Raw genomic sequence first — 12,938 nt, forward strand, 5'->3', positions numbered from 1 at the left:
CATTGCCTGACTGGCCGGCTCCTTGCCTGATATTCGACCTGATCGCGATAACTTACTTCGTCACCACCAATTGCACGGCAGCGCTCATTCCCTGCACGCCCTTCTGGTACATGGTTTCGGCCGAGGCCTGCGGCTGCGTATACGAGCCGGGGATCAAGGCGCGTGTCCGGTAGGCAAAGATGTAGTTGCCCTTTGGAAGCCTGCCTGACGCGCAGAACACCTGATCGTCGCCATAGGAAACCCAATCGGTCGGCAAGGTCGACGCTATTGCCGGCGTGGCTTCGGCCGGTGCGGTGGCAATATTGGGGTTCAGAGGATCCAGCCCGGCCGCAAGCGGCAGGGTGAGGGCCACATGGGTTCGATCTTCCGACACGACCAACTCGACCCTCTCTTCCAGGACATCGCCGACTTTGAGCTGGATTGCACCCTCGGCATCGGGAACCAGCTTCTCCGGCGGTGCATTGCCGGTGGGGATGCGGTAGAGCGTGCGCGTCAGGGCAAAACCCTGGCTCCGGGCCTGCGCCTTGTAGCCGGCTTCGCTCGACAGATAACTGGTTTCCACCAGCGCGAGAGCCGATGTGGAGCCGGTATTGCTGATGGTGATGGCGCCCGAATCCATGGTGACCTCTCGCAACACGGGTGTATTGGCGTCGAGCGTCAGAGCCTGGACGTTTCCGTTCTGAGTGAGCGTCAACGGCAAGGGCGTCGTCGGCCTTTGCCAGGCGGCCGCAAGTGCCCGGATCGCCGCCGAAGTGGCATTGGTCGAGCCCCAGCCATCGCCTTCGCCCAATTGCAGCAAGGCGGTTTTCAAGGCCGGATAGCGTGGGTCCGTTTCAGAGGTCAAAGCCGCCGCCCGTACCATTTCGGCCAGGCTGCGGGTTTCCGAGGGCAGGATGACGGGATTACCCTGATCCTGTGTCTGACCGCTATAAACCAACTGGCCATCGCGGGAGAGGATGCGCACGCGTGACCACATCGTGTCGGCCAAACCGCCGACAAGGCGCTGATCGGCGTCCGGCGCACCGGCTGCCGCCGCCGTCATCCGGGCAACGCTGACATTGGGCATCAGGGCGGCCGAGCGGGCCAGTTCCGCCGTATAGGCGGAATCCAGCTGGCCGCCTTCGGCCAGCGCAGTCAGCGCCTCGACCCGTTCGCGAATCTCGTCGCCGGTGAGCAGACGCGGATAATCCGATCGCAGCGATAGTTTCAGGACGCTCGCGAGGCGATCGGTCAAAGCCTTGTCGGTGGGCTCGCCGGCTTTCTCGGCAGCGACCAGGAAAGAATAGGCCCAGGCCGTCAGCGAGACATTGCCCTTGCTGTGCGGCCAGAAACCGACAAGACCATCGGCATCGATCGCCTGGCTGATTGCCAGCACGGTGTTGTGCACATCGCCGTCGATGCGTTTGTCGAGCTTCGCCGCCGCGAGGATGGGGGCGAAACTTTTGAAGGCGACGCCGGAGGAGGCCAGGGAAATCCGTTGTTCGGTGGAGCCATAGGGAGATTCCACCAGAGTGTTGAGCCCGGCGACCAGCTTCACCAAGGCCGGATCGGAAGCGAGCGTGATCGCCCGCTGAAATGATCCCGGTCGGACGTCTTCTTGCGGCGCCGGCAGCATCTTCGAACCGGCGGCCGGAATTTCGACGATCTCGTAATGTTTGATCGGGACGCGGTCGGACTTCAACGGGAGTGTGATTTCGACGGCGTCTCGGGCATGGTCGGTGACGCGCTCGACCCCGAAACGCAGCCGCACGTCGTCCTTGCCAGGCTTTGGCTCGGGCACGCTCGCGAGAACGCCGATATGAGCCGGCTTGTTCTGTTCCCACGTAAAGGAAAGTTCATTGCTGCCCTGCAGCGACAGTCCGTCGGATACGATGGATGCAGCGCCGGCGCCGCCACCACCTTCGACGACGCGAGCAATAACGCCTGCCTCGAATTGGTCGTCATACCGGAGGAAACGGGGCAGTGCGGGCTGAGCCACGATCTGCTGCCGGATCAGCATTTCGCCTGTGCCGTAGCCGAAGCGGTCGGGACCGCTGACGGCCTTGGCGCGCAGCTTGAAGACGGTCAGCGAGTCCGGCAGCTTCACCTTGATCTTGGCGGTGCCATCCGGGCCGACCTTTACGTTGGGAAGATAGATCGGTATCGGGGTAAAATTCTTGCGGACGGAAATATTATTGTCCGTGCCCCACTCCTCCCGCTCGTCACCGCCCGGCACTTCATCCAGAGGGATAATGCCGAAGGCCATGTTGCGGGTGTCGCGCAGCGCCATGGTGGATTTGCGCTTGACGATGAAATTCGGCAGCGGGTCCAAGGGCTGTTCGGTGGCGAGCGACAGTACGGCCTGGTCGATCATCCAGAAGGTCGCTTCACCCGCGATCGGCTGGCCCGTGTCATCGGCCAGATGCAGCGTGACCTCCACTTCCTCGCCGGGGCGGACTTTCTTAGGATAGTCCATGGTTACGGTGACGGTGTTCTTCACGGGCTTTACCGTCACGGTCTTCGTCGCGGCGATTGTTACAGGCTTACCTTGGTCGAAGGGCGCGTTTGGCGAAGGCGTGCTCGTCTCCAACCGGCCGCGCAGGATGAGGAAATGCACGGGAATTTCCGGCATATGTTCCTTACGGACCGGTACGGCATAATGGCCGTACCCATCGGCGATATCGACCCAATCGTAGCGGAATTTCCCTTCGGGCTCTTCGACGACGGCGAGCGCGCGGGCAGTTTGGAAGGGGGATTGGATCAGCAGGTTGGCGGTTTCGCCTGGGATGTAGCTATCCTTGTCTGTCGTAACGACAGCGGTGCGGGCGGGTGGCTGCGCCCAGGTGACGGGTGTCGTGCCGCCGACGAAGAAGTCGACGCTCACCTGCTGGCGGCGGCCGATGCGGTCGCTGGCTTCGAGCTGAATGATGTAGACGCCAGCATCCTTTGCCTCGAGCGCCAGGGTCTGGATATCGCTGGTGCTGGTAATCTTGCGCTCCAGAATAGTGTCGTCCATCTCCTGCGTGACGTATTTCGCCGAACCCTGGCTGAAGTCGCTCGCTTGCAGGGTCGAGGTCCAGTTGCGATGGATCAGGCGCGCGGTCATCTCCAGCCCTGCGACCGGATCGCCATTGCCGTCAACAGCCAGGATCTCAGGCTCGATGGCGCCGGGCTTCGGCACATAGCGGGGCACCTTCAGGCCGAGCACGAAAGGCGGGACGGCATTGACGTTGGTGATGCTGCGCACCTGCAGATCGTCGTCGCCGGTCACGGTCGCCTCGATCATGTAGCGGCGGGGTTGCGCCGTGGGCTCGATCGTGGTGTCGAAGCTGATGCGCGAGGCGCCCCCGGCATCCGTGCTGCCATCCCGTTCGAGCGCCGGCGAGGATTTGAATTCATCGCCGCCGGAGTAGCGGGAATCCGTCGAAAAGAGAAAGCCGTCATGGCCGGGCGGCGTCCAATTGTAGGGATACTGCACGGCTCGCCAGCGGATGGGACGATCCGCCAACAGACCGCCGGCAAAATAACGCGCGATCAAATCAACGTTGAAGGAGGAATCGAGCGGTACTGTTTGCGGATTGTTGAGCACGACTTCAAACGTCGGCAGGCGATAGGCCTCCTTCTTGAAGGAGATGCTGCCGCATTGGACCGTGTTGTCGGCCGTATCGCTGGCGCTGCCATCGCTGTCGGCGGTCTGCGCGGTATCGGCTTGGGCATCGTCTGCCTGACCGTCATCGGCATTGTTACCGCTTGCTTCACCGTCGGCATTCTCGTCGTCGTTACCGGATTGCTGCGGCGATCGAGTTTGGTCCTCGGCCTGCGACGTATCGCCCGGTTCGAAGTGCACCTTATAGTCGCCCGTCGCCGCCGTTTCGGCGTCGAATTTGTGATAGAAGTCGCCGAACGCATCCAGCTTTACGGGTATGCGCCATTCCTGTTTGTCGGGGCCGGTAACCACGATCTGGCCGCCTTCAGTCGGCAGCGTCAAGTGGCCGCCGAGATAGCTGCGGACATATCCCTTGATATGAACAGGCTCCTCCGGGCGGTAAATCGGCCGCTCGGTAAAGACGTGGCAGAGGGTGCGGGCATGCTCGGCGCGATTTTCCTCTGGATTGGTCGTCCAATCCAGCCAGGAGGTCGTCGGCTTGGTCCAGTTATCCCCAGCATATTGGGCAGGGGCGTTGTCGGGGTCGACCACCAGAGTATCCAGCCCCTTGGTTACGATGACGCGCCGGATTTTTGCCTCGGCGCGCTGCTGCAGCTCCCAGGAAAAGAAGCCCTGTGCATCCGTTGTCCCGGTCGCGAGCGTGACGAATTCGCCGTCTCGCAAACCGTCAAGGCGAATTTGCGCCCCATCGATCGGCTTGCCGCTGGCAAGCGAGGTGACGGCAAAGCGCACGCGGTCCGGCTCCTCCACCGCACTCAAGGTCAGATCGGTGACCTGAACACGCAGCCAATGGCGCGTCTCGTTATCCACCGCGCGCAGGCCGACAAGATAGGTGCCGGGTTGGTCCGCACCCGCAATCCTCGCAAGAAGGGACTTCAGGTCCAGGCCAAACTTGGTGTCGACGCCGCCCTTGTGGATCGGCAGGTCCACGAATTGCGATATGGCGGGCGAGCCCAGCGCCTTGACGCGCGCTCCGATCGCATCGCCGGAGATGTCATCCTCGTCGTTCCATTTCTGCGGCTCCTTGCCGGGCAAGGGTGGTGCTTCATCGTCGTTCGTATCGAGGCCTGCCTGCGGGAAAGGCCAAAAATCGCGTGATTGCGGATCAATTGCATGGATGCGCACATCGGCTCTGTCGTAGCCGCGCCCGCGCAACGGCACGAGCTGCGGACCAAAGCGTTCGACGACGCCCTGAGACGCATCCCAGACGAGCGAGGCCTGTTCGGGCGCGAAAGCAAATTTCCGGCTGAAACCGGCAGCCAGCGGTCTGCCGCGGTCATCCGCCAAGGCTCCCGCGGTCGCTTCGAGCATATAGACCTTATCCGTGAGAAAACGGCCATGGACATAAAGCCGTCCGTCGCTTGCTTCCGCCGTCAGATTATCTACCGGCGGAGAAATGCGCAGGGCATCGCGAACCGAGAACTGTTCTCCCGCCACTGGATTGCTCGAAAAGCGGAAGATCAATCCACGGCTCGACCGATTGGTGGGCGCTGCATCGGCATTCTCGACGGGATTGCCGTCGTCATCGACCGCCATGCTGCTATCACTGACGGTCGCGTTGGATGTACAGCGCATGACGCCATCGGTTGTGGTGGCGTCGAAACCCCGTCCGCAATCGGAACTGATCATCGCGAAGGGTACCGCTGTGCGGACGCGCAATTCAAAGGTCTGATCGCTGAAGTCGGGCGTGTCGGCAAGTTTCAATCGTAGAAGGGCGACGCGGCCATCGGGTACGCTGGCGTGCAGCTTTACCACGTAGGATTGCTCGTCGCTGCGGCTGTTGCGTTCGAGCGGCTGGATATCGAAATCCTGCGCTCCCAACATCAAGCCGCCTTCATCGCCGATGCCGGGCGTTGGGCGCAGCTCGATAGACAGAAGACGGGCGAGCGCTGCGACGTCGACCGGTTCGGCAAAGGTCAATGTGATCTGGTCAAGTTCATTGACGGGATCATCGCCTGAAGCCGGAACCGTGGAGACCGGCACCGGCAGCAGCGGCACCAGTTCAGTCTCGCCACCAATGTCTTTATCGTGGCCCAGCATCTTTATCTTGACGCGAGCGAGCGGCTGCCACTTGTCGGCGGGCCTGAATTGCAATGCGCGCGGGCCGAGCCATTGCCACGCGCCGGCGGCGGCCGGTTCCATGACCACAAAACGCTCGGGCGAATCTTCCGAGCCACCAGCTGCAGGGCCGGTATCAGTGGGGAAGAAAATCGTCACCGGGTCATAGGCGCGCAAGAATCTCTCCGGCACGATTTTGACGCCGTCGGCGCGTTGTAGAATATCCAGTGTCGGCGAAGCAGCGCCTTGCTGAGCGGAACCGCTTGAGATCAGCGTTGAAGAGACAAGGGCGAGGGCAATGAGAAATACGATCTTTTTCATTGGTTTTTCACTTCGATCCCGTGGGCTTCAAACCGGCACGCTGCAGATAGTCCTTGATAATTTCAGGCGGCGGACCTGCGGGCGGCGGAGACAATCCCACCACCGCAGGCCTGACGACAAGCGTCGGCGCATCGGCCGGAGCGCGCGCTTCCAGCAGATAGTAGCCGGCCGAAAGCTGCCTGAGCTGATTGATACCTTCACCGAGTACTTGGCCCTTCGCATCCAGCAGGCGGGCGACGGCAAGGTCCGGATCCGAGCGCAGACCGACACCGATATTGCTGTTGTTCTTGACCTCAAAGCCAAACAAAGCCGTCGCGCCCGGGGCAAGAACGACCGGAGCGCCGATGCCGTCATTCGCCGGGACGACTGGTGTTGCCGACACGTTCAGGCTGCCTGACAAAGGGCCTTCATGCGTGGAATAAAGCGTCAGAATCGCGTCACCTGCCGCGAGGTAGCGGTGGAATTCAGCTCCCGTTGGAAACAGCTGCAAATCTCGGTGACCATTTTGCTCGAGACCGACGATGACAGGGGCGTCGGTGCTGACGTCGAGCACCAACGGCTGGGCCGGATTGAGACGGAAGGCCATGGCCGCACCCTCAAGCGTCACGCTCTGCGGCAGGGTCATCGATTTTGGTTCGGGCTTGGGCCAGGGTGATTGGCCGTCACGCTCCAGCCACAAGGCGACGAGCCCGGCACCATGATCGACGATCAGTTGGCCGGGTCCGGACACCGTAATGCTGTCGCCACGGGAGACCCGACCATCGGCCCCGACAAAGGTCGCCGCGCCGCCGGAGACGTTGAGGACATCTCCTGCCACGGCATCAACCGCGATTTCTTCCGATCCGACCGTGCCAAAGAAGCGGCGCTTGACCTCATTGCTACCCAGGGTAACGGCCTGTCCGGGCGAGAGGCTAACGCGGGCCGATCCGGCATCGCCCCCCAGATTGACGAGCCAGATTTCCTCGGCGGACGTTGCGATGCTGCGCGATAGCGGAGCCGCGCCGGACCAGACGTTCAACAATTGAGAGGCCGAAGGGGCGGAAACCACAGCGATCCCCGGCGCGAGGTCGAGCGTGAGCCGTTTCACGCCGGTTGCAAGTTTCACCGGCCGCGCGCTGAGGGCAGGAATTGTTGCCGTATAGGTACCGTTCAGTTGCACGGCCTCGAGGGCCGCCGCATCGATTGGCCTTAACCGCATCTGCAGGCTTTCGTCGCTTGCGGCGTTCCGGACATGAAGATCCTGGTTGTCGGCAAGGGCAGCCGCGCTGTTGAGGCTGACGCCCATACCGCGCCCGGTCGTCAGGCCCGGCTGTCCAAACGCCGATTCCGCGCGCCACAACCTTACTTTGCCTGGTAACGAAGGCGTGGCTGGAACAATTGCCTGATCTCCCGGCGCAAGCGTCAGCGCGATCTCCGCATCGGACTGCGCAGGGCTTACCTGCACGTGGCCTGCCGCGCGGGAGACCAGCCATAGACGATCCGATTGCGGAGCGAAAAGTCCCGAAGTGGCCGCCGTGAGCGGGCGATCGGCGCTTGCGCCTACAAGCAGGTCCGCAGTGGCGCCAAGGTCCATAAGGCCCGCCGATGGTGCATGCGCGAGTGCGACGTTCAGTGAGAGGCCAAGGCCGTCGATGCTCAAGGGCTCCAAGGCGACGTCGCCGGGCTCGTGCATATCACGGGCAATGCTGCGCGCGGCGATCTTGATAGGCGCGGTTCCGCCGTCAAGGGTCCAGACCGATGCGCGCCATTGCGCCTCTTTCTCGGACCCGGGCCAGGCGATAACGGGCATGCGGCCACGGGCAAGGGCCTGCGGCTTCCAATTGCCATCGGCCTCCCGCCTTTCGACGGAGAGAACGAGATCGCTGGTCGACTGCGCCGCCAGCAGCGCCAGTTGATCCTTTGCATTGGCCGGCAGCGGAAACGCAAAGACGGAAGCGCCGTCGACTTCCGCGATGCCGTTGTCGGTGAGCGCCGGCTGCTGCTGCTCCTGCGGCAGGGCGAATTGAATCTCAATGTCTGAGACATCGGCAGGATCGTCGCCGGCTGCCTCCTGGTCGTCGCTATTGGAGTCAGCATCCTGATCGTCGGAATTTTCGTCCGATTGGCTGCTGCCCGTGCCCGACGCTGCCGCCTGATCGAGGGAGAGCGTATAGGATCCGGCCGGCAGACGGGTGGACAGCGTAATGTTCCAATCATCGCTGCGGCCGGCGAGGCGTTCGAGGACGGTGCCATTCCCGTCTTTCAGCACGCCCTTGATTTCGCTGCGGCCGTACGTCCCGAGGCTGACGACGCGATCATTCTCGACATTGAAGGGAAGCTCTGCCGGAAGGTTGACGAAACGCGCCTCGCCGGGCTGCAAATCCTCGGTGTTCAAGGTAATCTGATAATCCAGCCGGTCATCATGGGCGAGGCTCATAAGATCGATCCGATAGCGCCCGGCCTTCAACTTACCACTGAATTGCGGTGCGGCGACAAAGCGGGCGACTTGATCCTTATCGTCGCGTACCAAAGTGCCGATCATGCCTTCGGTCAGATCAATGCTGACATCCGCGTCGGCCTGGAGATCGAAAGCCCAGCTATCGGGAACGCGCGCCTCGCCCTTGCTTTGAGGCTCGCGCCACTGAAATGCCTGGGCCTGATTGAAGGTCAATGGATGTGGTCCGTGACCCTGCAGTTGCGGCGGCTCGATCATGGGCCTTAGTCGCGCGACAAAGCGCGTGTCGACGTCGCGTGGCAAGATCACGAGGCGATAGTGCCCGGGCGTAAAATCCTCAGTAAGGCTGGAGAGCGAACCCGGCGCGGTGAGCGGCCACCCCTCCGCATCCTCCAGGCGAGCCGTGAGATCGCCGCCAAGAGAATAGAGATCAAGCTGATAGGAGCCTGCGCTGGCGATCTCGATCGGCACGATGGCGCCGCGTCCGCCGGAGAGGATTCCGCGGCTGGTACCATCGGCGACCAGGGTTGCCGCCGTCAAAAGCGATGCCGGGGTGACGGCGACGCCAAGATGGCCAGCAGAATTCTGAGCGGAAACATCGATCTGGTAGGCTCCCGCGCGCAGATAGGTTTGCAGCAGCGCGTTATGGCCATCGCCATTGTCGGACGCTTCTCCCAGTCCCGGCAGGAATGATGTGCCGAGGCTTATCGACGTCTGCAGGCGGCCAAGGGTCTCGATGCGATAAAGCCCTCCTTCGGCGACGTCGAGCCGATAGGATTTCTGCTCGTTTTCGGCGAGATCGAGAAACTGGCGTTGTCCGGCAATCAGCGGGGATGCGGGAGTAGGCGGTGTGCTCTCTTGCGCCGCAGCGGGATCCGGCTGCCAGCTGACGAGGATGGAGCGAGCAGCGGAAGGTGCAGGGAAGCGCAGCGTCAAAGTTCGGCCCTTGACGTCTGCTCGCTGGTTACTGGTGGCGAAAGCGACAGGCGCATTGTGCATGTCCGCCGCGGTGATCGTCCCGCCGGCAGGCACACGGACGTCAATACGCAAATCCGCTGGTGATGCCGGCCGCGAGAGAGCGTTCGCGTCATCAGCGGCAGCGCCTTTTCTCCGCGGCACGGGCGCTGGAATATTGGACATTGGCTGGTTTTGCAGCGGCTCCGGATGCGCCGCAGCGTCCACAGGCTGCCACAGCGCCAGTGGACGCGCCTGCAGATCCGCCGGCAGGGCCACGGCACGAGGTCCGGTCAGCAAGCCGGGAGCTGTATTGGTGATGATCACGTAGCTTGTGGCCTTTTCGGCTGGCCGGATGCCGAATGAAATGGTCGTGCGCGCCGGCGCTGCCGCCTGGACCGGCGGTGTAAGGCCTGGTGTGCCGAAGGTGAGATCGACGATCCCCACTGCATCGTTGTCGGGGACCACGCGGAGCAGATAGTAGCCGGCGTTCAGATCGAAATGACCGGAGTTTTGGCCATCGGCACGCGGCTCATTGCCAGTCAATATCGGACTGATCTCAGCCTGCACGGCGATGCCCGCGCTACGGATCTCTATCGGACCCGCCTGCGTCATCTCGAACAACAGCGATGTCGGGCCGCGTAAGTTGAAACGCCGTCGCCACGCCTCGCCCGGGCTCAAATGAGGCACGTCGGATGCGACAATCGTGGCTTTGCCGCTGGCATCCTGGCGCAGGAGCAAAGCTGTGGCCGGAATCTCGTCGCCGCCTTCGCCGGCAACGTCGAGACTGATGAGATTGGGAACCGAACCGTCGAATCGGATCTGGCTGCTGAACCGCAGCCCTCGGACCTGGAAATGCTGGCCTTCGTAACCCGAGACCTCGACGATGCTCGGCTGGCCATCGGTCGAAAGTGTCAGCGTGGCCGTCGGTTCACGATTCGACTTGCCGATAGCAGCACTTTGAAAAGAAGTCGCCGCATTGGATATCCGACCGGCCCGGAGCGTGGCCGGTGCCGATTGCGGCAGCGCGAGACGGAATGTATCGAGATCCGCCGGAGCTTCAAAACGTACCGAGCCAAAAGGCCCGATGACGCCTTCGGCAATTCCTCCGGCCAGCGACACCTGGGTACCGGTGCGGATATGGAATGGCTCCGCGGCGTCCGAGTTGGTCCAGACAAGCTTCTGGCCACCATAGGCCGTCACGAGGTAGCGGCCGGGCTCGACCGTTCCCTTCAGCGTGGCCCGGGTCATCGGCAGCCCCGGTTTCAGTTCGAAGATCGATATTTTCGGCGAGAGAGCGGCAATATCAGTGCCGTTTCGCCACAAGCGCAGATCCCGAAGCGACCGGCCAACGGCCTCGATATCGACGCGCGCGGAATCGGGAATGTCGATCCAATAGGATCGTTGTTGCAGATCACTCAGATTGGCATCGACTGATGTGGCGGAGGTCAACGCGGCGTCGGGTTGTTCAAGCTCCTGATAGGCCTGTGCGGTAAGCTTGACGTTGCCGACTACTCCCGGGGCGCCGAACACGCGGATCTTGTAGGTGCCTTTGTCGAGCAGCGCATCGATTCGGCCGTCGCTGACGCCGGCTGCTCCCATGCGGTCTCCGGGCCCTGCGATCATATCGACGAGCTGAAGTGCCATGCCGGAGGTGCTTTGCGTGCGGATGGCGATGTGGCCGGGCGTGTCGACGGTCAGCAGGGTACTGCCGTCCCGATCGGCAGGCATTTGATCCAATGCCAAATGCGGCTGCGACACGGGCCGGGGCTGGGCTTTTACGGAAGCGGGTTGTGGTGCACCGATCGTCGATGGCGCCACTGCATCTTGCGTTCCCTGCGCCGGCGTTTCAGCTGCGGTTGACGTTGAAGGCTTGGCTGTCGGATCAGAGTCGAGCGCATTTCGGTTTGCCGACGGGCTTGCTGCCTTCAGTTCGGCAATTCGTGCCTGGTAGATTGCCGTCAGGCATTTCGACAGGCCGGCCGGATCGGTTTCGACACAGGATTTATTGCGCCCTGCCAACCAGCGGCGCTGTTGCTGGCGCAAGCCGTTCAGCTTCGTCTGGTCGCCTCCGAGATCGGTCAATACCTGATGATAGGAAGCCGCCAAGTCAGTATCCTGAACGATCAAGTCAGGAGAGGCACAAATCGCCTTTTCAATAACGGTCTGCGCCTTGCTGCAATCAAAGGATTGCGCAGCGCAGACCGTCGAAAAGAGACAAAAACCAAGGGCAACAAGCACACGCAGACGGGAAGCGAAAGCCATGGATATCTCGTTTCTTAAGTGCCGGCACGCTAGTCAATATGAACTATCTTTGATCAAGACAAGAGCGCCTCAGCGGGTGCAACAAGTCTCAGAACCGCCAAACGAACTAAAACTTTGACGGTGGGACTCGCGGGAGCGAGACCGGCAACTTCTACGGACCAGATCTGCGCGAAAATTTCGCCTCTTCGCTCTGGTGTTCATCAAGACGGTTCGAAGAAAAGCCTGCTGTTCCTACAGGCAAAATTCTTTCTGTTTCAAAACTCCTTTTATGCATTCCCGATCAGCGTGTCTTGGACTGGGCCGCACTGGACATGGACCGAAACACGCGCGCCATTCTCCAAGCCTCCATACGAAATACCGCCGAGCCTACCCCGCTCAGGGTCATCCCGAGGAATAGTCGGGGGTGCAGCCATACGGTTTTCAGGGTAACATCTGCCGATGGACGAGACGGCAGCATCGGCGGTCCGCTCGCTATCGGGCGACCGCCTCGCGAATGCCGGCGCTGATACGATTGATGATCGTCCATACGAGAAGCAGAGCCACAACGGCCCAAAGCCACGAAGTCCATCCTGCAAACGTACCACCCGCCGCGACAAAGATGCCGAGCGCGCCGAAGAGCACCGCACGGTCGCTCTTGCCCAATGGCCCGTCGTAACGCCGGCTTGCCCCGACCGTTTGACCCAGAACACCGGTAAATTCCGTCAACGCCGAGAGGAAAATGACGGCCATTGCCGGCATCAAGCCGTTCGAATCGATGAGCGCAAACGGCAAATACAAGGCGACATCCGACACGACGTCACCGATCTCGTTCAGATACGCGCCTAAAATGCTCTTCTGCCCATGTTCGCGAGCAAGCATGCCGTCGATGGCATTGAGGCCCATCCGCAGGAGAAACCATACAGGCACCAGCAGGAACCAATGTGGAAGCGGGGCGACACTCAGAAAAAGGCCCAATGCAACCGAAACGGCGGCAGCAACTGAAGTCACCTGATTGGCGGTGACGCCTCGTGACGCGAGGGAGCGCACCAGAGGGCGAAGAATATTCTGAAATCGGGACTTCAATTGATATACGGACATGCTACCTCAGTGGAATTTCGTGGCATCGGAAAAATCTATCCCGGCTTCGGCAGTGCAGTTCGTCTTACTTGTGGGGAAGCCCATACTTCCTATCGGTTCTCGCATAGCACTTACATTTGCGACTAGACTTTTGCAATGAATGTAAATCACTGTTCTGCCAATGGTTGCAACCTATCCACCCAT

The 12,938-nt window shown here is 61.5% G+C and carries 3 protein-coding genes; all 3 read right to left on the reverse strand.

Features of this window, described 5'->3' with window-relative positions:
• Positions 1 to 52: 52 nt before the first annotated feature.
• Positions 53 to 6,025, reverse strand: coding sequence for an alpha-2-macroglobulin family protein (locus tag EFQ99_RS21790; RefSeq protein ID WP_126923299.1), 5,973 nt, complete (start codon positions 6,023 to 6,025; stop codon positions 53 to 55).
• 7 nt (positions 6,026 to 6,032) lie between these two features.
• Positions 6,033 to 11,678, reverse strand: coding sequence for a lysozyme inhibitor LprI family protein (locus EFQ99_RS21795; RefSeq protein ID WP_126923300.1), 5,646 nt, complete (start codon positions 11,676 to 11,678; stop codon positions 6,033 to 6,035).
• Positions 11,679 to 12,149: 471 nt separating this feature from the next.
• Positions 12,150 to 12,755, reverse strand: coding sequence for a CDP-alcohol phosphatidyltransferase family protein (locus tag EFQ99_RS21800; RefSeq protein ID WP_126923301.1), 606 nt, complete (start codon positions 12,753 to 12,755; stop codon positions 12,150 to 12,152).
• Positions 12,756 to 12,938 lie beyond the last annotated feature (183 nt).

Origin of the sequence: Rhizobium vallis (assembly GCF_003985155.1) — a bacterium.
GTDB classification, from domain to species: domain Bacteria; phylum Pseudomonadota; class Alphaproteobacteria; order Rhizobiales; family Rhizobiaceae; genus Rhizobium; species Rhizobium vallis.

What these genes read in the sequence shown, in the direction of transcription:
- EFQ99_RS21795 (WP_126923300.1), bottom strand. Translation starts at nt 11,678, where the DNA reads ATGGCTTTCGCTTCCCGTCTGCGTGTGCTTGTTGCCCTTGGTTTTTGT.
- EFQ99_RS21800 (WP_126923301.1), bottom strand. Translation starts at nt 12,755, where the DNA reads ATGTCCGTATATCAATTGAAGTCCCGATTTCAGAATATTCTTCGCCCT.
- EFQ99_RS21790 (WP_126923299.1), bottom strand. Translation starts at nt 6,025, where the DNA reads ATGAAAAAGATCGTATTTCTCATTGCCCTCGCCCTTGTCTCTTCAACG.